This window comes from Sphaerotilus sp. (genome assembly GCF_013299175.1).
Classification (GTDB): domain Bacteria; phylum Pseudomonadota; class Gammaproteobacteria; order Burkholderiales; family Burkholderiaceae_C; genus Sphaerotilus.
Genome location: NZ_JAAFKF010000077.1, coordinates 1 through 19,818, shown reverse-complemented (window position 1 = coordinate 19,818; position 19,818 = coordinate 1). Strand labels below are relative to the sequence as shown.

Annotated in this window: 21 protein-coding genes and 1 pseudogene; 11 read left to right on the top strand and 11 right to left on the bottom strand. The window is 67.6% G+C overall.

Annotation, left to right across the window (positions count from 1 at the left end):
* From QZW52_RS13570 to QZW52_RS13560, 3 genes are all read left to right on the top strand, one after another.
* Positions 1 to 1,425, top strand: a 1,425-nt coding sequence (locus QZW52_RS13570; protein WP_293999774.1) for a B12-binding domain-containing radical SAM protein, incomplete at its 5' end; no start/stop codon positions are given.
* 109 nt (positions 1,426 to 1,534) lie between these two features.
* Positions 1,535 to 1,786, top strand: coding sequence for an antitoxin (locus QZW52_RS13565; protein WP_293999772.1), 252 nt, complete (start codon positions 1,535 to 1,537; stop codon positions 1,784 to 1,786).
* A 17-nt stretch (positions 1,787 to 1,803) separates the two neighbouring features.
* On the top strand, positions 1,804 to 2,196 hold the full coding sequence (locus tag QZW52_RS13560) for a type II toxin-antitoxin system VapC family toxin (protein ID WP_293999769.1): 393 nt from the start codon (positions 1,804 to 1,806) through the stop codon (positions 2,194 to 2,196).
* A gap of 12 nt (positions 2,197 to 2,208) precedes the next feature.
* On the opposite strand, the gene QZW52_RS13555 is transcribed toward QZW52_RS13560, so the two are convergent.
* From QZW52_RS13555 to QZW52_RS13540, 4 genes are all read right to left on the bottom strand, one after another.
* The gene (locus QZW52_RS13555; protein WP_293999767.1) at positions 2,209 to 3,339 is read right to left on the bottom strand and encodes a Fic family protein; all 1,131 of its coding nucleotides are present in this window, start codon (positions 3,337 to 3,339) and stop codon (positions 2,209 to 2,211) included.
* Between the two features lie 55 nt (positions 3,340 to 3,394).
* Positions 3,395 to 3,871 (bottom strand): RES family NAD+ phosphorylase, encoded by a 477-nt coding sequence (locus QZW52_RS13550; RefSeq protein WP_293999766.1) that lies wholly within the window; start codon positions 3,869 to 3,871, stop codon positions 3,395 to 3,397.
* The gene (locus QZW52_RS13545; protein WP_293999765.1) at positions 3,868 to 4,380 is read right to left on the bottom strand and encodes an antitoxin Xre/MbcA/ParS toxin-binding domain-containing protein; all 513 of its coding nucleotides are present in this window, start codon (positions 4,378 to 4,380) and stop codon (positions 3,868 to 3,870) included. Before QZW52_RS13545 ends, QZW52_RS13550 begins: the two co-directional genes overlap by 4 nt.
* Positions 4,381 to 4,646: 266 nt before the next feature.
* Entirely contained in the window at positions 4,647 to 5,156 is a 510-nt protein-coding gene (locus QZW52_RS13540) for a tellurite resistance TerB family protein (protein ID WP_293999762.1), read from the bottom strand.
* A gap of 117 nt (positions 5,157 to 5,273) precedes the next feature.
* Here QZW52_RS13540 and QZW52_RS13535 point away from each other — a divergent pair, with 117 nt between their 5' ends.
* Positions 5,274 to 6,005, top strand: a complete 732-nt coding sequence (locus QZW52_RS13535) for a glutathione S-transferase (RefSeq protein WP_293999760.1) — start codon at positions 5,274 to 5,276, stop codon at positions 6,003 to 6,005.
* 3 nt (positions 6,006 to 6,008) lie between these two features.
* Here QZW52_RS13535 and QZW52_RS13530 read toward each other — a convergent pair whose 3' ends face one another.
* A complete protein-coding gene (locus QZW52_RS13530; RefSeq protein WP_293999757.1) occupies positions 6,009 to 6,575 on the bottom strand; it encodes a hypothetical protein in 567 nt (188 codons plus the stop codon).
* A 147-nt stretch (positions 6,576 to 6,722) separates the two neighbouring features.
* Here QZW52_RS13530 and QZW52_RS13525 point away from each other — a divergent pair, with 147 nt between their 5' ends.
* From QZW52_RS13525 to ribA, 3 genes are read left to right on the top strand one after another with little or no spacing between them, the layout of a single operon-like run.
* On the top strand, positions 6,723 to 7,964 hold the full coding sequence (locus QZW52_RS13525; protein ID WP_293999754.1) for an acyl-CoA dehydrogenase family protein: 1,242 nt from the start codon (positions 6,723 to 6,725) through the stop codon (positions 7,962 to 7,964).
* A gap of 16 nt (positions 7,965 to 7,980) precedes the next feature.
* Positions 7,981 to 8,808, top strand: a complete 828-nt coding sequence (locus tag QZW52_RS13520; protein WP_293999752.1) for a 4-hydroxyphenylpyruvate dioxygenase family protein — start codon at positions 7,981 to 7,983, stop codon at positions 8,806 to 8,808.
* Between the two features lie 57 nt (positions 8,809 to 8,865).
* A complete protein-coding gene (gene ribA / locus QZW52_RS13515) occupies positions 8,866 to 9,462 on the top strand; it encodes a GTP cyclohydrolase II (protein WP_293999750.1) in 597 nt (198 codons plus the stop codon).
* 20 nt (positions 9,463 to 9,482) lie between these two features.
* Here the strand turns inward: ribA and QZW52_RS13510 are convergent, their stop codons facing one another.
* Positions 9,483 to 10,592 carry a sigma-54-dependent Fis family transcriptional regulator gene (locus QZW52_RS13510; protein ID WP_293999747.1) on the bottom strand — a complete coding sequence of 370 codons (1,110 nt, stop codon included), beginning with the start codon at positions 10,590 to 10,592 and terminating at the stop codon, positions 9,483 to 9,485.
* Positions 10,593 to 10,889: 297 nt separating this feature from the next.
* Here QZW52_RS13510 and exaC point away from each other — a divergent pair, with 297 nt between their 5' ends.
* Together exaC and QZW52_RS13500 are read left to right on the top strand one after the other, a co-directional pair.
* Positions 10,890 to 12,410, top strand: coding sequence for an acetaldehyde dehydrogenase ExaC (exaC, locus tag QZW52_RS13505; protein WP_293999744.1), 1,521 nt, complete (start codon positions 10,890 to 10,892; stop codon positions 12,408 to 12,410).
* Entirely contained in the window at positions 12,410 to 12,763 is a 354-nt protein-coding gene (locus QZW52_RS13500; protein WP_293999741.1) for a DUF779 domain-containing protein, read from the top strand. The genes exaC and QZW52_RS13500 overlap by 1 nt, the downstream gene beginning before the upstream one ends.
* On the opposite strand, the gene QZW52_RS13495 is transcribed toward QZW52_RS13500, so the two are convergent.
* Both QZW52_RS13495 and nadC read right to left on the bottom strand, forming a co-directional pair.
* Complete coding sequence (locus QZW52_RS13495; protein ID WP_293999738.1) at positions 12,748 to 14,265, bottom strand: cellulase family glycosylhydrolase; 1,518 nt, start codon at positions 14,263 to 14,265, stop codon at positions 12,748 to 12,750. The genes QZW52_RS13500 and QZW52_RS13495 overlap by 16 nt on opposite strands.
* Positions 14,266 to 14,409: 144 nt before the next feature.
* Positions 14,410 to 15,267, bottom strand: coding sequence for a carboxylating nicotinate-nucleotide diphosphorylase (nadC, locus tag QZW52_RS13490; protein ID WP_293999736.1), 858 nt, complete (start codon positions 15,265 to 15,267; stop codon positions 14,410 to 14,412).
* A 206-nt stretch (positions 15,268 to 15,473) separates the two neighbouring features.
* Here nadC and QZW52_RS13485 point away from each other — a divergent pair, with 206 nt between their 5' ends.
* A complete protein-coding gene (locus tag QZW52_RS13485; protein ID WP_293999733.1) occupies positions 15,474 to 16,577 on the top strand; it encodes a tyrosine-type recombinase/integrase in 1,104 nt (367 codons plus the stop codon).
* A gap of 17 nt (positions 16,578 to 16,594) precedes the next feature.
* On the opposite strand, the gene QZW52_RS13480 is transcribed toward QZW52_RS13485, so the two are convergent.
* A complete protein-coding gene (locus QZW52_RS13480; RefSeq protein ID WP_293999730.1) occupies positions 16,595 to 18,130 on the bottom strand; it encodes a hypothetical protein in 1,536 nt (511 codons plus the stop codon).
* Complete coding sequence (locus QZW52_RS13475; protein ID WP_293999729.1) at positions 18,096 to 18,662, bottom strand: hypothetical protein; 567 nt, start codon at positions 18,660 to 18,662, stop codon at positions 18,096 to 18,098. Before QZW52_RS13475 ends, QZW52_RS13480 begins: the two co-directional genes overlap by 35 nt.
* 129 nt (positions 18,663 to 18,791) lie before the next feature.
* On the opposite strand from QZW52_RS13475, the gene def reads away from it, so the two are divergent.
* Positions 18,792 to 19,328: a peptide deformylase gene (gene def / locus QZW52_RS13470; protein ID WP_293999728.1), complete on the top strand. Its 537-nt coding sequence runs from the start codon at positions 18,792 to 18,794 to the stop codon at positions 19,326 to 19,328.
* Here the strand turns inward: def and QZW52_RS13465 are convergent.
* Positions 19,313 to 19,815, bottom strand: a pseudogene (locus QZW52_RS13465) (SPFH domain-containing protein). The gene def and the pseudogene QZW52_RS13465 overlap by 16 nt on opposite strands.
* Between the last annotated feature and the right edge of the window lie 3 nt (positions 19,816 to 19,818).

Here is a 19,818-nt window from a genome sequence, read left to right as displayed (position 1 = left end):
GCGGTCGATCCGCGCTTCGAGTTCGTGCGCTACGCCGAGTCGCTGGCCACGAGTCAGCCGACGTTCGAGCCGCTGGCCGAGGCGCTGGCGGCTGCCCCGAACCTGATGGATGACGTGCTCACCGAGCTGACCAAGGCGGCGGTGGAGCGGCATCGGCCCCGCTTGGTGCTGCTGTCGGTGCCGTTTCCGGGGGCGGTGTACGCGGCGTTCCGCATCGCGCAGGCGGTCAAGGCGGTCGATCCGATGATCGTGGTGGCGCTGGGCGGCGGCTTCGTCAACACGGAACTGCGCGAACTCACCGAGCCGCGGGTGTTCGACCACATCGACTACGTGACGCTGGACTCGGGCGAGCGGCCGTTGCTGGCGCTGCTGGAACACCTCGGCGGCAAGCGGTCGCGGCAACGCCTCGTGCGGACGTTTGTGCGGGACGCCGACACCGGGCTGGTCCGCTACATCAACTTCGTCGAGCCGGACGTGCCGTTCGCCGAGGTGGGCACGCCGACGTGGGACGGCCTGCCGCTGGACAAGTACCTCTCGCTGCTCGACATGCTCAACCCGATGAATCGGCTGTGGAGCGACGGGCGCTGGAACAAGCTGACGGTGGCGCATGGCTGCTACTGGAAGAAATGCAGCTTCTGCGACGTGAGCCTGGACTACATCTCGCGCTACGAGACGGCCACCGCCGAGACGCTGGTGGACCGCATCGAGGCCATCGTCGCCGAGACCGGCCAGACCGGCTTCCACTTCGTCGATGAAGCCGCGCCGCCCAAGGCACTGAAGACGCTGGCCGCCGAGCTGCAGCGCCGCGACGTGCAGATCTCGTGGTGGGGCAACATCCGCTTCGAGAAGACCTTCACGCCCGAGCTGTGCCAAGAACTCGCCGACAGCGGCTGCATCGCGATGTCGGGCGGGCTGGAGGTGGCGTCCGACCGGCTGCTGACGCTGATGAAGAAGGGCGTCTCGGTCGATCAGGTGGCGCGGGTCACCAAGGGATTCAGCGACGCGGGCATCCTGGTCCACGCCTACCTGATGTACGGCTTCCCGACGCAGACGGTGCAGGACACGGTCGATGCGCTGGAGTACGTGCGCCAGTTGTTCGAGCACGGCTGCATCCAGAGCGGGTTTTTCCACCGCTTCGCCTGCACGGTGCATTCACCCGTGGGGCTGAACCCGGCGGAGTACGGCGTGAAGCTGCGCCCGCTGCCGCCGGTGACGTTCGCGCAGAACGATGTCGGCTTCATCGACCCGACGGGCACGGACCACGACGCGCTGGGCGTGGGGCTGAAGAAGGCGCTCTACAACTACATGCACGGGATCGGGCTGGACGAGGACGTGCGGGCGTGGTTCGGGCATCTGAAGGGGAAGGTGCCGAAGACGTCGGTGGGGCGGAATCGGATCGGGAAGGCGTTGGCGGTGCGGGGCTGATGTGAAAATGTTGGGCGCTGTCACACGTCCCGCTCACGCGCATCCATCTGATTGCATGGTCCATCAAAGATGGCATATGCTTTGACCTATGTGATTTCGGAGGAGTCCCATGCCCGCCCCCACCCGCCGCATCGCCGTCTTCCGCAACGGTGCCAACCAAGCCATCCGCATCCCCCGCGAATTCGAGATCGACGGCACCGAGGTGACGATCCGCCGCGAGGGGGACAGCCTGATCCTGACTCCGGTGCGCCGCCATCGCCTGCTGGAACTGGTGCGCCAGTGGGAGCCGTTGCCACCTGAGGATGACTTTCCCGACCGCGACGACCTACCGCCACAGGAGCGCGGGGAGTTGTTCGAATGACCGCCGGGCTGCATTGGATGCTTGATACCAACACGCTGTCGGCGCTGGTCCGTGCATCAGCAGCACCCGGCCTGCTGCAACGGCTCGCGACGGCGGGCGACGAGGCGATCTGCACCAGCATCATCGTGGCGGCCGAGATGCGCTTCGGCGTGCAGCGCAAAGGCTCGCCTGCCCTGACTGCACGGGTCGAGGCGCTGTTGGCGACGGTCACGGTGCTGCCGTTCGACGGCGAAGCCGATCGCCACTACGCTGACATCCGCACAACTCTGGAGCGTGCAGGAACGCCCATCGGCGGCAACGACCTCTGGATCGCCGCTCATGCTCGTTCGCGTGGGCTGGTGCTGGTGACGCACAACACGCGGGAGTTCGAGCGGGTGCCAGGGCTGTTGGTGGAAGACTGGCTGGTCTGACACGTCCTCGGCTCACAGCCCTGTCGTCGTTGCCAGCCCCAGCACATAGCAGGTACTCCGCCCCCCCGCCTCCCCCAGCCGCAACAACCCAGCCTGCACCAGCCCCTGAATGTCCCGCAACGCGGTGTCCTGCGAACACCCGGCCAGCTTCGCCCAGCGCGAGGACGTCAGCTTCCCGTCCAGCCCATCCAGCAGCCGGTTCAGCACCAGCCGCTGCCGCTCGTTCAGCGGCTGTGCCCGCACCGCATCCCAGAACGCCGCCTTGTTCAGGATCACCGCCAGTTCCCCCTCCGCCGCCGCCAGCGAGCGCCCCAGGCACGCCAGGAACCACGCCAGCCACGCCGTGATGTCGAGCGCACCCTTCTGCGTGCGCTCCAGTTGCTCGTAGTAGTTGCGCCGGTCCTGCCGGATCTGGGCGGACAGGCTGTAGAAACGCTGCGCCGAGCCTTCTGACCGGGCCAGTGCGAGGTCGGCAATGGCGCGGGCGAGCCGGCCGTTGCCATCCTCGAAGGGGTGCAGCGTGACGAACCACAGGTGCGCGATGGCGGCGATCAGCACCGGGTCGGTCGTGGCGGCCGTGGTCGGTGCGTTGAACCAGCCGAGGAGCGCGCCCATCTCGCGGTCCAGCCGATCGGCCATCGGCGCCTCGAAATGCACCCGCTCCCGCCCCAGCGCCCCCGACACCACCTGCATCGGATCTTCCCGCGCCCCGCGCCACCCTCCGACCACGATCCGCTTCAGCCCGTTGTAGCCGGTCGGAAACAGCGCCGCGTGCCAGCCCCACAGCCGCTCTGGCGTCAACGGCTGCGCAAACGACTGCGTGGCGTCCAGCAACACCTCGACCAGCCCATCGACATGCCGGTCCTGCGGCGCGAACCGCTCCAGCGCGATGCCCAGCCGCCGCGCCACCGAGGAGCGCACCTGCTCGGTGTCGAGCCGCTCGCCCTCGATCTCGCTGGTCTTGACCGCATCCTCGGTCAGTGTGCGCAGCGTGGCCTGCTGGCGCAACGCGAAGCCGAGCGACTCCATCCGACCGAGCAGCCTGCCTTGTCGGTGGCGGATGTCGGACAGCGTCGGCGCGAGCACGTCGTGGTCCCAGCGCCATGCAGGCCAGTCGGTTCTTTGATGGATGTAGATCGGCATGCTTGTGCATTCTCCGCATGATTTGCGGTGAATGTGCGGCCCATTCGCCGCATCGTCAAGCGCCCCTGAACAACCGGTTGTACTCAAACCGCCGCACGATCCCCGCCCGCAACCCCTGCACCTCCGGATGCCGCGTGTTCACCAGCGCCGCCGACTCCTCCGGCACGATCACCGACGGCACCAGCAGCACCGCCGACCGCATCGACGCGAGCCACTCCGCGCCGATCCGCACGCTGGCCCGCCCCGCCGGAATCGACGCCCACGTCACCGGCAGCGCCGCCACGTCCAGCGTCTCGCGCCGCGCCCACACCTCGTCCGGCACCTCGATCCGCACCAGATAGCGGTTCAGCGGCAAGCCGTGGTCATCCAGGTGCGCCGCGGTTTCGAGCACGGCAATCGCGATCGTCGGCGCGGTGTAGAGCACCGGCTGCTGCTCCTCGTTCCACCGACCGGGGTAAACCGCCGCGCCCCCGCCGCTCAGGTCATCGGCAGCGTAGCGGCGCGTGTCCGCCGCGATGCGCCACAGGATCACTGGTACGCCCCGCTCTCGATCGCCCCCAGCAGCCTTGAGACCACCTCGATGCCCGTCGGCGTGTCGATCAGGTCGCCCGGCTTGCGGCCACCGAGCGCGGGTTGCGGACGTTCCAGCCATTGCCCAAGCCACTTCGCCGCGTCGAAATCGGCCGCCTCCGGCGCGGTCGAGTGGCTGACGATCGCCTGTGCGATGCCCAGCAGCCGGGCCACGCCGATCGCCGCCTGTCCGCCGCTGCCGCTCAGGGATTCACCAGCGGCCGACTTCTTCTCCGCCGTGGCCTTGGGCACACCGAGCATGGTGAACATGCGCGTCGCCGGGATCTGCATCCGCCGGGACAGGTCTTTCAGGAAGATGCCGGCGACGCCGTGGCGCTCGATCTCGACCAGCTCCAGCGGTGTGGCCTGCGCGATCTGCTGGACGAAATCATCGACGCCATGGGCCGGCCGGTAGCCTAGGCGGGTGGCGGTGATGGCGGGTAAGGGGGCAGTGGCGTGCAGTGCGGTCATGTGGTCAGCTCCTGCATGGAATCGTCCATGACGAGATGGAGTGTAGTCCCGTTATGGACTATCGTGGTGTGCCACCACGGGCCATCTCGCCCCCACCCCATCCCCACCGGAGCCTGACCATGCCGCTGACCATGCCGCTGATCATGGTCGGCTACGGCAACTACGAACGGGTCGTGTACGTGCTCGCCGCGGCGGTGACGCGCCAGCCCTTCATCGCTGGTTCCTGCTCAAGGCCATCGACACCGCACTGGGCGAGCCGCTCACCCTCAGTTCAGCGACAGCTTGACCTGATAGCCCGGCTGGTTTTTCGGATGCGTCTGGTTGGTGAACACCGTGCGGTCGCTCTTGAGCACGATCACCTCGAAGAACGGCCGGAACCGCTCTTCGGTGATGTTGAACGCCTTCAGGAACTTGGCGAACATCTCCTGCTCCTCGCGCTCCGGCTGGCCATCCGCCAGCGACGAGTCGATCAGGTTGCACAGGATGCACATCTTCTGCGCGTCACTCAGCAGCGGCGTGGCTTCGGTCAGGAAGGTGTCCAGCGAGTTCTTGCGGCGGTACTTCAGCGACGCGTCCAGCAGCGCCTGGTTCTGCGCGCCCACGCCGATCGTGCCCTTGCCGTCGTCCTGGCCGCCGAGCACGGACAGCAGGTGCCCGACCTCTTCGGCGTCCATCTCGCCATCGGCGGACATCATGTAGATCAGCGAGGTGGTGAAGGCCAGGTGTGGCGTCATCTTGTCGCCAGTGTCGGTCTTGAACATGTCGAACAGGCCCATGCGGGTAACTCCTTCAGTGCGTTGCGGTTGAGGTGCGGTGGAAGATTGAGGTCCGAGAAAGGCCGATCTGAGGGCACGGTGCCGGAATGCAAGGCATTGGCCGCTACAGTCCCGCCCATGGCATATGAACTTCATTACTGGCCGACCATTCAAGGTCGAGGCGAATTCGTGCGGTTGGCGCTGGAGGCGGCGGGTGCGCCGTACACCGACGTGGCCCGCGGCGACGAGGCGGCGGGGCAGGGCGTGCCCGCGTTGATGCGTCATCTGAAGGACGCCAAGGCGGTCCAGCCGCCGTTCGCGCCGCCGTTCCTCAAGGATGGCAGCGTCGTGATCGGGCAGACCGCGGTGATCCTGCAGTATCTGGCGCTGGAGTGGAAGCTGGTCGGGCGCAGCGAGCAGTCGCGCGTGTGGACGCAGCAGATCCAGCTCACCCTCGCCGACATGGTCAGCGAGGCGCACGACACGCACCACCCGATCGACTCCGGCCTGTACTACGAGGACCAGAAGCCGGAAGCCCTGCGCCGCGCCCAGGCGTTCTGCACCACGCGCATGCCCAAGTACCTGCAGTGGTTCGAGCAGATCGTCGCCCGCAATCCGGCCGGCACGCGCTTCCTGGTCGGCGGCAAGATGAGCTACGCCGACCTGTCGCTGTTCCAGTTGATCGAGGGGCTGCGCTACGCCTTCCCGAAGGCGGCGGCCAGCGCGCTGGCCAGGACGCCCCTGATCGTGGACCTGCATGACCGCGTGGTCGAGGTGCCGCGGGTGGCGGCTTATCTCGCCAGTCCGCGGCGCATTCCGTTCAACGAGCAGGGGCTGTTCCGGTGCTATCCCGAGCTGGATCTCGCGTGATCGTCACTTGGTCCACGTCGTCCCGTTCGACCACTGGATGCAGTTGGGGGCGACCAGCGTGGCGGTGAACGTGGCGTCGTCGCTGAAGGTGACGCTGGCCTGAGAGGGCGAGGTCACGGTGCCCACCGCGTCCGGTCGGCCGTAGGCGCCCATGCTGACCGTCAGCTCGTTGCCGACGTGCCGGACCATCGGTCCCCAGGCCGAGTCCTGCTGCCAGGTGCCCGCGAACTGCGTGGCCTGCCAGGCGGTGCCGTTGCTCCAGCGGAGCTGGCCCTGGCCGTCGAGCGTGCCGGTGAAGGTGCCGTCGTCCGGGAAGGTCACTTCGATCTGCGACGGGCCGAGCATCCGCCCGCGGGCGTTCGGGCGTCGCAAGGCCGACATGTTCACCAGGATCTCCTCGCGGGCGTTCACGCTCACGGGGATGCCCTTGCGGTCGTGGAACCAGGTGCCCGCGATCGGCGAACAGGCGATGGGTCGGGCAGGGCGTGGCGCTGCGTGGGCGGGCAGTGCCCCGGCCGTCAACGCGGTCGCCGCGACGAGGTGAACCAAGCGGATCAACGGGATCTTCATGGGGTGCTCCAGTGCGCCAGTGCAGGTCATGCGCACTGTACCCTTCACCCTTCAGGGTCGCCTAGGTGACCTGCGCGCTGGCGCCCTCGGTGCTTCAATCTGGCCTGTCCCCCCGCCCCATCCGCACCCGCTGCAGGAGCCAGAGCCATGAACCGGGAACTTTCCCCCAAGAGCCAAGACCTCGTTGACCGCGTCCAGGCGTTTTTCGACGCGCACATCTACCCGAACGAAGCGCGCTACGACGCCGAGATGCACGCGCTGCGGGCGGCGGGCAATCCGTGGCAGGTCGTGCCGCTGGTGGAAGAGCTGAAGCCGGTTGCCCGTGCCGCCGGGCTGTGGAACCTGTTCCTGCCGCATCCGTACAAGGGCGAGGGCGGTGTGTCCAACCTCGACTACGCGCCGCTGTGCGAACTCATGGGCCGCGTGGTGTGGTCGGGCGAGGTGTTCAACTGCTCCGCGCCGGACACCGGCAACATGGAAACCATCGAGCGTTATGGCACCGCTGCGCACAAGGAACGCTGGCTGGAGCCGCTGCTGGACGGCAAGATCCGCTCCGCCTTCCTGATGACCGAGCCGGCGGTGGCGTCGTCGGACGCGACCAACATCGAGTGCTCGATCCGGCGGGATGGGGACGACTACGTCATCAACGGGCGCAAGTGGTTCTCGTCCGGTGCGGGCCACCCACACTGCGCGATTTTCATCGTGATGGGCAAGACGGATTTCGAGGCAGCGCGCCACGAACAGCAGTCGATGGTGCTGGTGCCGCGGGACACGCCGGGCGTCACCGTGCTGCGTCCGCTGAGCGTGTTCGGCTACGACGACGCGCCGCACGGGCACATGGAGGTGCTGCTGGAGAACGTGCGCGTGTCCGCCGAGAACATCCTGCTGGGCGAGGGCCGCGGCTTCGAGATCGCGCAGGGTCGCCTCGGCCCCGGCCGCATCCACCACTGCATGCGCTCCATCGGCGCGGCCGAGCGGGCGCTGGAGATGATGGTGGACCGGCTGTCCACCCGCGTCGCCTTCGGCAAGCCGCTGTCGGCGCAGTCGGTCTGGCACGAGCGCATCGCCGATTCGCGCTGCATGATCGACCAGGCGCGCATGCTGACGATGAACGCCGCCTACAAGATGGACACCGTCGGCAACAAGGGCGCGCGGCAGGAGATCGCGATGATCAAGGTCGTCGCGCCGAACGTGTCGTGCCAGGTGGTGGACTGGGCGATCCAGGCGCATGGTGCGGCAGGCGTGAGCCAGGACACGTGGCTGGCCGAGATGTACGCCCACCAGCGCACGGTGCGGCTGGTGGACGGCCCGGACGAGGTCCACCGCAATGCCATCGCCAAGATCGAGATTGCCAAACGAACGGTCGCGCGGGCGGCCAAGCCGGCATAGACGGAGGAGGTTTCCCATGCACACCGACACCGACCTGCTCGACAACCCGATGGGCCTCATGGGCTTCGAGTTCGTCGAGTTCGCGTCACCCACGCCCGGTGTGCTGGAGCCGCTGTTCGAGCGGATGGGCTTCTCGCTCGTCGCGCGCCACCGCTCCAAGGACGTGGTGCTCTACCGGCAGGGCGAGATCAACTTCATCGTCAACCGCGAGCCGCGCAGCGCCGCTGGCTACTTCGCGGCGGAACATGGCCCGTCCGCCTGCGGGCTGGCATTTCGCGTCCAGGACTCGCACAAGGCGTATGCCCGTGCCCTCGAACTCGGCGCGCAGCCGATCGAGATTCCCACCGGCCCGATGGAGCTGCGGCTGCCGGCGATCAAGGGCATCGGTGGCGCGCCGCTGTACCTGATCGACCGCTTCGAGGATGGCAAGTCGATCTATGACATCGATTTCGAGTTCCTCGACGGCGTGCCACGCCGCCCGGAAGGCCACGGGTTGACGCTCACCGACAACCTCATCGACACCGTGGACCGGCTGGCGCTGGCCGGTGTGCCACTGATGACCGCGCCCAACGAGGTGTACTACGAGATGCTCGGCGAGCGCCTGCCCGGCCACGGCCAGCCGGTGGCGGAGCTGCAGACCCGCGGCATCCTGGTGGACGGCTCGACCGACGGTGGACGGCCGCGGCTGTTGCTGCAGATCTTCTCGCGCACGCTGCTCGGCCCGGTGTTCTTCGAGTTCATCCAGCGCGGCGGCGACGATGGCTTCGGCGAGGGCAACTTCAAGGCGCTGTTCGAGTCGCTGGAGCGCGACCAGGTGCGCCGGGGGGTGTTGCAAGTTCCTTGAAGTCTCCGTGCAGGGGCCTTGAACCCAGTCGATGGGGTGGCAGGCGACAATGCCGGCATGACGTCTGACATCGACAAGGGCACCAGCGCCCGTTTGCCCACGCCCCACGGCGAATTCACCATCACCGCGTATTTCGATCGCTCCACCGGCATCGAGCACCTGGCCTTGCACTGCGGCGACGTGGCGGGCGAGGAGGTGCTGGTGCGGGTGCATTCCGAGTGCCTGACCGGCGACATCTTCGGCTCGCTGCGCTGCGACTGCGGCCCGCAACTGCAGCTCGCCTTGCAGCGCATCGCCCAGGTCGGGCGCGGCATGGTGATCTACATGCGCGGCCACGAGGGACGCGGCATCGGCATCGAGCAGAAGCTGCGCGCCTACAACCTGCAGGACCAGGGCATGGACACGGTGGAGGCCAACCTCGCGCTGGGCCATCCCGCCGACAGCCGCCGCTTCGAGGCCGCGGCGCAGATCCTCCAGGACATGGGCGTGCGCTCGGTCTGCCTGATGAGCAACAACCCGCTCAAGGTGCTGGCGCTGCAGGCCCAGGGCATCGCCATCGTGCAGCGCGAGCCGCACGAGATCGACGCCAACCCCGAAAACGCCACCTACCTCGGCACCAAGCGCGACAAGCTCGGGCACTTCCTGCGCGGCTGAACCCACCCGGTCACGGCACGCTACCGCTGCAAGCGGCGGTAGAGCGTCGTGCGGCTGATGCCCAGTCGCCGTGCCGCCTCGGACAGGTTGCCCTTGCACTCTGCGACGGTGCGCTCGGTGTCGTCGGGCAGCGGGGCAGGGATGACCGGTGCCGCTGGTTCCGGCGTGATGTCGATGCCGCCACGGCCGGCTTCCACCTGCACCCACAGGGGCGATCCATCGGGCCGACACAGCGCGAACGGCCAGCCATGGCCCGCGTGGCTGCGGCTGTGCAGCGCCTCCACGGAGGTGTCGAACACGGTGTCGATCCGCAGCCCCGCGATGTCCTGCCGCGCCAGCCCCAGCAGGTGCAGCCCGGCCATGTTCGCGCCGATCAGCCAGCCGTCGTCGGACAGCGCGAGCAGCCCCTCGGTCAATCCGGCCAGGCCCTCGCGGTACTTGTGGACACGCAGCCGCAGGCTGTCGCGGTGGCGGGTCTCGAACAGGCGGTGCTCGATCATGCGGGCCGCCGAGCGGACGAGGCCCAGCGTGTGGCGGTGGAACTGGCGGTGGTCGCTGGAGATGTCGATCGCGCCGAGCAGGGCGCCCGCGGGGTCGATGATCGGCGCGGCGGCACAGGTCAGGAAGCCATTGCGCTCCAGGTAGTGCCCGTTGCCGTGGACCACCAACGGATGCTGCTCGGCCAGCGCGGTGCCGATCGCATTGGTGCCGCGCCATTGCTCATGCCAGTTCGCACCAGGGCGCAGGGCTACCCGCTCCGCCCGGTTGGCGAAGGCCGCATCGCCGAGGGTCTCCAGCAACATCCCCTGGGCGTCGGAGAGCAGGACGATGCTGTCGGTGTCGCGGGTCTGCTCGTGGATGAACTCCATCGCCGGGCGGGCATGGGCGATCAGTTCATGTTGATGCGCGCGGGCCTGGGCGAGCTGCACGGCCGAGGCGTGGGGTGCGCCGGTTCGTCCAGACGGCGACAGGCCCGCCGCCTGGCTGCGCTGCCAGGAACGCAGCAGCGCAGGATCGGAGGCGGCCAGATCCTTGGGCGTCTCGCCGGCTTCGACCATGTTCCGGCGGGCTTCTCGCAGGCGAGCCGGGGAGAGCGCGGGCGGAGTAGTCGGCTTGTTGACCTTGCTCATTCAGTAATTACCCTTATGTTCTGGCCTGCCAATCGTTGCGGTCTGGACCGTCACCGATTCGACCAATCTGCCGCTCTGGCTTGATGGAATGCAAGGTGCCTGCGGGATACCCTGATTTCCTTCGGTGCCGGGCGTTCCAGGTGTTCACCTGGCCCAGGGCATTGAACAGGGTTCAAGCAGGAAACGGGCCATTTCTCGGCAACCGATCGGCGGTCGCTCACCGGGTTGCAGGCTGGCACGCGGCTCGCGTAGAGGAGGGTGTTCGCCACCCTTTCGTCACACCGCAGGAGACATCCCATGATCTATGCCCAGCCCAACACCCCGCAAGCCAAGGTCCAGTACAAGGCCCGCTACGACAACTTCATCGGCGGCGCGTGGGTCGCCCCGGTCAACGGCCAATACTTCGACGTGATCACCCCGATCACCGGCCAGGTCTACACCCAGGCCGCCCGCTCGACCGAAGCCGATGTCGGGCTGGCGCTGGACGCCGCCCACGCTGCCAAGGCTGGCTGGGCTGCCACGCCGCCTGCCGTGCGCGCCAACATCCTGCTGAAGATCGCCGACCGCATCGAGCAGAACCTGGAGCTGCTGGCCTACGCCGAAACCGTGGACAACGGCAAGCCGATCCGCGAGACGCTGAACGCCGACCTCCCGCTGGCGGTGGACCATTTCCGCTACTTCGCCGGCTGCGTGCGGGCGCAGGAAGGCGCGCTGAGCGAGATCGACGGCGAGACCATCGCCTACCACTTCCAGGAGCCGCTCGGCGTCGTCGGCCAGATCATTCCGTGGAACTTCCCGATCCTGATGGCGGCGTGGAAGCTGGCGCCGGCGCTCGGTGCGGGCAACTGCGTGGTGCTCAAGCCCGCGGAATCGACCCCGATCAGCATCTTGCTGGTGGCCGAACTGATCGCCGACCTGCTGCCCGCGGGCGTGCTGAACATCGTCAATGGCTACGGGCGCGAAGCCGGCATGCCGCTGGCGACCTCCAAGCGCATCAACAAGATTGCCTTCACCGGCTCGACCGCCACTGGCCGCGTCATCGCCCAGGCGGCGGCGTCCAACCTGATCCCGGCCACGCTGGAGCTGGGCGGCAAGTCGCCCAACATCTTCTTCGAGGACATCATGGCGGCCGACGATGCCTTCTTCGACAAGGCGATCGAAGGCATGGTGCTGTTCGCGTTCAACCAGGGCGAGGTCTGCACCTGCCCGTCGCGCGCGCTGATCCAGGAATCGATCTACGAGCCGTTCATTGCCCGTGTGCTGGAGCGCGTCAAGGTGATCAAGCAAGGCAGCCCGCTCGACACCGACACCATGATGGGCGCACAAGCCTCCGCCATGCAGATGGACAAGATCCTCTCCTACTTGGACGTGGGCAAGGCCGAGGGCGCGCAGGTGCTGATCGGCGGCGAGCGTGCCGAGCTTGGGGGTGAGCTGGCCGGTGGCTACTACATCCAGCCGACGCTGTTCAAGGGCCACAACGACATGCGCGTCTTCCGCGAAGAGATCTTCGGCCCGGTGCTGGCCGTGACCACCTTCAAGGACGAAGCCGAAGCCCTGGCCATCGCCAACGACACGGTCTATGGGCTGGGCGCTGGCGTGTGGAGCCGTGACGGCAGCCGCGCCTACCGCATGGGCCGCGCCATCCAGGCCGGCCGCGTCTGGACCAACTGCTACCACGCCTACCCGGCGCACGCGGCCTTCGGTGGCTACAAGGAATCCGGCATCGGCCGCGAAACCCACAAGGCCATGCTGGACCACTACCAGCAGACCAAGAACCTGCTCGTCAGCTACTCGCCGAACGCGCTGGGCTTCTTCTGATGCCCGCGGACACGACCACCACCGTGTCCGCCACCGACGCGGCGCTGGCGCTGATCGCCACGCTGCGTCGGGCGCACCCGGCGATGCTGCTGTACCAGTCGGGTGGTTGCTGCGAAGGCAGCGTGCCGGCGGCCTGGGCGGTGGGCGAGCTGTCCCTGGGGAGCAGCGATGTGCGGGTCGGCGAGGTGGGGGGCGTGCCGTTCTACGTCAGTGCGACGCAGTGTGGCTACTTGCTGGGCCAGGCGTTGACGCTCGACGCCCAGCGCGGTCACCTCGGCACCTTTTCGCTCGAAGAGGGCAGTGGCTGGCACTTCGTGACCCGCACCACCGCCTGCGCTCACTTCACGCCATAGGGTGCGGGCAGCGCCAGGCAACTGGTCTTGCCGACGCAGCTCATGCTGTTTTCCCAGCCCCAGCCTGTGCTCACGCCGGTACACAGTGGGTACGTGTTGCCGTACCAGTTGCACTGGGTGGGCACGGGGGCTGGCGGCGGTGTCGTGCTGCCGATGAGGCCCCAGGGCGAAGGCAGCGCCGTGCAGTCCGTCTTGCCGATGCAGGAGGCGCTGTTTTCCCAGCCCCAGCCGCTGCTGGTGGTGGTGCAGACCGGGTAGACGTTGCCATACCAGTTGCACTTGGCTGGGGTGGCGGGTGTTGGCGTCGGAGTGGGGGTTGGTGTCGGTGTCGGTGTCGGTGTCGGCGTTGCACCGATCACGCCATACGGGGCCTTCAGCGCCGAGCAGTCCGTGCGGCCGATGCACGAGAGGCTGTTTTCCCAGCCCCACCCGCTGGCCGTGTTGGCACAGATCGGGTAGGTCGTGCCATACCAGTTGCACTGGGCGACAGTCGGTGTGGGCGTGGGGGTGGGCGTCGGGGTTGGTGTCGGTGTGGTGCCGTAGTTGGAGGCCAGCTTCGAGGTGGCCCGGATGCCATTGGTGCCGTTGATCAGCAGGTTGCCCCAGGAGGTCAGCGATGCGGCGTTGAAGTTGTTGACCACGTTCCACGGGTCGCTGCCGCTCCAGATCCAGCCGAAATAGCCCACGCCCAGACTCTGGGCGTTCTGCATGATGGCGGCGGCGTCCACGGTGACACCGTTGTTGGTGGTCGCGAATTCGCCGATCACCAGGGCATAGCCGCTGTTGCGGAACTGGGTGAGGTAGCTCTGGACCGAGGCAGCGTTGTACATCTCGTACATGTGGACCGAGAACACCGTGCGGGCCTTGGTGTCCGCGGCGAACAGCGTGGCGGCGTTGCTGCGCATGGCGCCGGTGTTGTCCTGCCCCCAGTTGGGTGCATCGACCATCAGCAGATGGGTCAGACCGGCCGTGCGCAGGGCGCGGATGGCATCACTGGTCTGCGTGACGTAATTGGCCGAGGAGAAGTTGTTGCCCATCGGCTCGTTGCCGATGTTGATGACCACGTAGTCTTCCTTGCCGATGAGGGCGGCCTTGATGTCGGCGCGGGTCCAGTAGGCAGCGGCTTGCGCGAGGCTGCTGGCGGTCTGGTCGCCGTAGCCGGTGGTGTCCTGCACCTCCAGCACGCACACCAGCTTGTTGGTCTGGCACAAGCCGATGAGGGTGGAGACCTCGGCCGCGGTGGTGGCGGTCCAGCGCACGCCGTTGCTCAGCACGACGCGCACGGCGTTGGCGCCGGTGGCCGCGATGTCCTTGAATGCCTGGGTGGCCTGGCTGGCGTACCAGGCATGCGGGTAGTTGACACCCCGGAAGACGAACGCCTTGCCGTTCGGGTCCAGCACCTGGGTGCCGCTGACGCTCCAGCCGGCGCCGAAGGCTGGCGCTGACAACAGTCCCAGGGTGAGTGCGGCGCCGATCCAGGCGCGGTGTGCAAGAGATCCCATGTCGTGAAGTCCCCAAAGTTGTGGAATGGGGCGCTTCATCTTGGAACGTGGGTCGATCCTGTCCGGGCTGGCGCCCTTCAGTCCGGATCAACCCATTGTTTCAGATCAAGGGAATTCACAAGGTGACAACGGTAACGTTGCGTATCACTTCTGGATGCGCAGCGTGATGTCCACCGCACGCAGGTGCTTGGTGATGGAGCCAACCGCCACCCGGTCCACGCCCGTTTCCGCCAGCGTGCGCACCGTCTCCAGCGAGGCGCCGCCCGAGTATTCGACCAGCGTGCGCCCGCCGCAGTCGCGGTGCTCGTGCACCATGCGCGCCACGGTCTTCACCAGCTCCAGCGGCAGGCTTTCCACGAGCAGCAGGTCGATGTCCTCGTCGAGGGCGATGCGCGTTTCTTCACGCGTACGGATCTCGGCCATGATCGGCACGTTCATGCCCATGGCCTGCGCGCCACGGATCGCCTCGCGCAGCCCGCCCGCAGCGGCGCTGTGGACATCCTCGATCAGGAAGCCGTCGTACAGGCCGAGCCGGTGGTTGAGTCCACCGCCGACGAGCACGGCGTATTTCTGTGCGCTGCGCAGGCCGGGCAGTGTCTGCCGGGTGTCCACGATGCGTGCGCCGGTGCCCGCGACAGCGTCCACGTAGCGGCGCACCGAGGTGGCCGTGCCGCTGAGGGTTTGCAGGAAATTCAGGGCGGTTCGCTCGCCGGTGAAGAGGGCGCGCGTGCAGCCCGTCACCGTACACAGCAGATCGTCGGGCTGCACGCGGCTGCCTTCCGGTACCGCCCAATCCACCGACACGGTCGGGTCGATGCGCTGGAACGCGGCCGTGAACCACGGTTGACCGCACAGCACGGCCGCCTCGCGGGTCGTCACGCGGGCCGACACGATGTGTCCCCGTGGCAGCAGCACGGAGGTGATGTCGCCTTGGCCGATGTCCTCGGACAAGGCTTGCTCCACGCACAGGATCAGATCGGCGGGTGGGCGGGTGGTGTTCATCAAGACAGATTCCAGAGAAAGGGGGCCGGGCGTCGGGCAATTTTCGCCGCAGTCGGTGCGGTGTCATGGACGCCAGACGGTCCAGTGGGCAAATAAAGTGGCGCCATAAATTAGATACTAACGGCTAAATGGTTGTAGGGGAGACAAGAAAACACAGGACTTACGCACTTCTGTTCAGAAGGTAGAATTTTCGTTAGTATCTTTTCATGCGCAACGTCCCCCAAGACACCCTCCCGCTGTTTTCCAACCCTGCGTCCGACGGTGACACGCTCGCCCAATCGCTGCAGATCCAGTTCGCCACCTGGCTGGCTTCGTCCCCCGGCCGAGGCCCGCGGCAGCAAGGCGCGCTGCGAGAGGAATCCGCGCAGATCTACGCCGACATGTGGCAGGCGTTCACCGCCTACTGCGCACCGTTTGACGCCGAGCAGGGCACAGCGCGCGTCCACCTCGATCCCGTGCAGGGACTCGGTCTCGGCCGCGAGGATCTGCTGGACTTTCTCGCCTTCGCCGCCGTGCGTCCGCAGCGCAAGACGCGCACCGGTCAAGCCCACGCAGCGTTGACACCCCGCTATGCGTGGCGCCTGCTGCAGTTGATCGACCGGGTGCTCAACCACGACCGCGAGGCGCACGGGCTGGACCCCATCGAGGCGCCGTGGCTGTTGATGCAAGAAGCCCCGTACCGCTATGCCAATGCCTCGGCGCTGACGCCTGTGCCCGATGTCCTGACCGACGCGCAGTCGCACGCGCTCATCGCGCATTGCACCGCCATCACCGGTGTCGATGCCACCCGCGGTGCGACCTGGAAATCGATCCGGGACCGCAGTGCCGTGGCCTTGATGCTGGGCGCTGGCTTGGCGCCGGGGCAGGTGCGGGTGCTGAGCACCGAGGACGTGGCCATCGACGGAGGCACCGAGCCGGGCGTGCCCTGGCGGCTGTCCGTGGCGGCCGACGGCAGCTCGGCCGCACACCAGGTGCCGATCGCCGCTTGGGCTGCGCGGCAATTGCGGTTCTGGCTGGACGTGCGCGCTGCGCAGGGAGAAGCGATGCAGCAATCGCCCTGGGTTTTCCCCTCCACCACCACAGGCAAGCCCTGGTCGCATCCCGCCTGCCACCGCGCCGCCGTGGGGACCATGGACGAAGCGGGCATCGAGGGTGGATCACCGTTTCGGCTGCGCCACACCTTCGCGGTGCGCCAGTTGCTCAGCGGCCACGCCGAGGAGGAGGTCGCCCGCTGGATGGGCTACGCCGACACCGGGCCGATGAAGCGTTACCGGCATGTGCTGTCGGCACCGGCCACCGGGCTGGCCTGAGGGATTCAGGTTCAGATTCAGGGGAGGCTGTTTTCGCAGCGTGTCAGGCGCTGGAGTTCCTGGCGAGACTGCGTGCCCGCGTGGCGCTCGAACTGTTCCCGCAGCCGTGCGAGCTGGCGCATCCGCAGGAGCTTGTCGAGCTGCGTCAGACCGCGGTTGAGCACCTGCTGGTCTCGGCCGATCTGCACCTGCCGCTCCTGACGTGCCACGAGCACCGGGTACGTGGCCGTCTGGGCCAGCAAGAACCCCTGGGCGGCGCCGACATCGTTGGCCAGAAAACGGACGTACGCGGTGGTGTGCGGGTGGGCGGCGGCTGGCCAGCGTTGGCTGAGGGCGCGGCGCAGCGTGGTTTGCAGCCGCTCGATGTCGGTTTCCACACGGCGCGACTCTTCGGCCAGCCGCTGCAGCCGTCCAGTCATCTCTTTCTGACGCGTTTCCAGCGCATCCACCAGCGCCCGCCCGCGCAGCGGCAGCCGCAGCCGTTCCGCCAGTGCCATCGCCACACGGCCGTACTCGTTGTCCGGTTCGCTGACCGTGTCCAGGTAGCGCAGCCAGAGCGGCTGCCAACGCTCCAGGTAGGTCTCCGTGGAAGCGCGGGGCAGGTCGGCGCCGTCGCTCTCGATGACGGCGTGCAGGTGGGCCTCGTGCAAGGTCACGGTGCGGTCGCCGTCCAGATCCGCCGAGCGCCGCAGGGGTGCGCCCGACCGACTGCGTCCGGCCAATGCCGCGAAGAACTGGCTGGCGTAGTCGATGCCCTCGTCTGCCAGGGGGGCCGCCACGTCGGGAGCGTCGCTCGGGCAGCGGCGACCGAGGTGATCGATCGGCTCGGCGGTGAACACGCAGCGGTTGTGCGGACCCAGCGTGCGCAGGTCGCGCGTACCCGATCGAATCAGGCGCTGGAAGCCCCCGGCGTGGCATTGGGTCAGCACAAAACGCAGCGGGGCCGTGGTCGGTGCGTGGCTGCTCAGTGCGTCAAGCTCGCGCACCGAGAGTGCAGTGTTGTCCCACAGACGCAAGGCGTTCCCCGCGGCGTCGCTGGAATCGGCCTGGCCCGTGCCGGTGTAGAACAACAGCCCCTTGTCGGTCGGACCCAGCGCAGCGAACGCCTTGTCCAGCGTGGCCGACAGGGTCTGTGCCCGCGCGCCGACCACCGAGCCACTGATCCGCAGCCGCCGGCTGGGCACCGTGTTGAACGCTTGTTGACCGAACACGCGCGCCAGCGGCTGCAGCGGCAGGGTGTTTTCGGCTGGCCGCGCTCCTGCGGCGGTGCGGCTGTCGGCCAGCTCCGGGGCTGGATCCGCGAAGATGGTTTGCACGGCACTCCCGGAGGACACCGCCCGCAGTGTCTCTGCCACCCACAGCGTCGCAGGCTCGGTGCGCGAGGCGGCGGCAGGGTCCGATTCACCGGCCACCAGCCAGGCACGGGTGGTCGCGCCGGCCGTCGCCGGCCAGACCGCCAGCAGTGCCAGCAGTGCCAGGCCCAGCACTGCACGGCGCGCTGCGCGGCACCACACGGGTTCAGTAGTCAGCGGGTTGCGTGGTGGGAGCTTCATGGCGCATCACAGTCGTTGCAGGCCCATCGACAGGTGCCCGCACAGGCGGAGGAGGAGCAGGGGGAGGGGGCGGCACCGACACGACCTGCACCATCCGGCGTTGCACGCGCAGCCTGGGTCGGTGGGTCAGCGCGGCGTAGCCGATGCCGATGCCCAGCGCGACCACGCCCAGCACCAGCGACGCCGGCCGGTTCCAGGCCAGCCCCACCAGCCCGCCCAGCGCCAGCCCGCCCGCCCCGCACAGCAGCCCCAGCACCACCGCAGTGCGCCGCGCCGACCGCCCGCCTGCCAGCACACCGCAGCCCCAGACCACGCTGCCCAGCCCATACAGTCCCGCCAGCAGGAGCGGCAGATCCAGCAGCGCAGGCCAGAGCCACTCGTTGCGGGCGCGCACACGCCAATCCTGCAGCAACACCCCATCCCCGAACACGGCATCCACCACGGTCAGGCCCAGCCCCGCCAGCAGCAAGGCCAGCCAAGGCAGCAAGAGCCACGCCAGCGCGGCGCGGCGGTGTATCCAGCGGTGGATCAATGGGCAACTCCGGTGTCAGAACGCCAATATTCTCACATCAAGTCGGTACCGAATCGTTTACATCGACCGCACGCACCCGGCGCGATCGTGTGTACAGTCACCAGATTGCTGACGATTCATGCCCGATCCATGACCATACGAGACATTCTGAGGATGGGAGATCCCCGGTTGCTGCAAGTGGCACGCAGCGTCGAGACCTGGGAGGCTCCGGCGCTGCACATGCTGGTGGCCGATCTGTTCGAGACGATGGAGGCCGTGCAGGGCGCTGGTCTGGCCGCGCCGCAGATTGGTGTGGACTTGGCCGTGGTGGTTTTTGGCTTCGGACGCAACCAGCGGTACCCGGACGCGCCACCGGTGCCGCGCACGGTGCTTGTCAATCCCACCATCACCCCGCTGTCCAGCGAGGAAGAGGAAGGTTGGGAGGGTTGCCTGTCCGTGCCAGGACTGCGGGGCGTCGTCCCACGCTGGTCACACATCCGCTACACCGGCTGGGACGAGACGGGGCAGCCCATCGATCGAACGGTGTCCGGCTTCCACGCCCGCGTGGTGCAGCACGAGTGCGACCACCTGATCGGCAGGCTCTACCCGATGCGTATCCGGGATTTCAGCCGCTTCGGCTACACCGATGTGCTGTTTCCCGGACTGGACGCTCAGGACGACGACTGACCCGCACCTGTTGCAGGGGCGGCACCCGCTGGCGGCTTGCGCATCAGCGCCATCGCGGTGCCGATCAGCCCGGCGACTTCGCTCATGTTGCCGGGCACGATCATCGTGTTGTTCTTCTGCGCGAGCTGGGCGTAGGCATCGACCGCCTTTTCCGCGACCTTGAGTTGCACGGCTTCGGCGCCGCCGGGCTGCTGATCTCGCGCTCCTCGAAGGTGCGGTCCAGCTCCATCTTGCCGATCACCTTGAGCTGCGTGTTGTCGCGCGTGGTGCAGACCTGGCTGGGGACATCGAGCGGGATTTCTTTCAGGGAATGCTTGTACGCCACCCGGTCCACGAAGGGAATCAGGATGTTCAGCCCCGGCGACAGCGTGCCGTGGTACTTGCCCAGGCGCTCGATCACCCAGGCGTTCTGCTGGGGCACGACCTTGAGCGACCGGGCGACGAAGAGGATGACCACGGCCAGAACGACCAGCGCAAGCATGTCCATGAC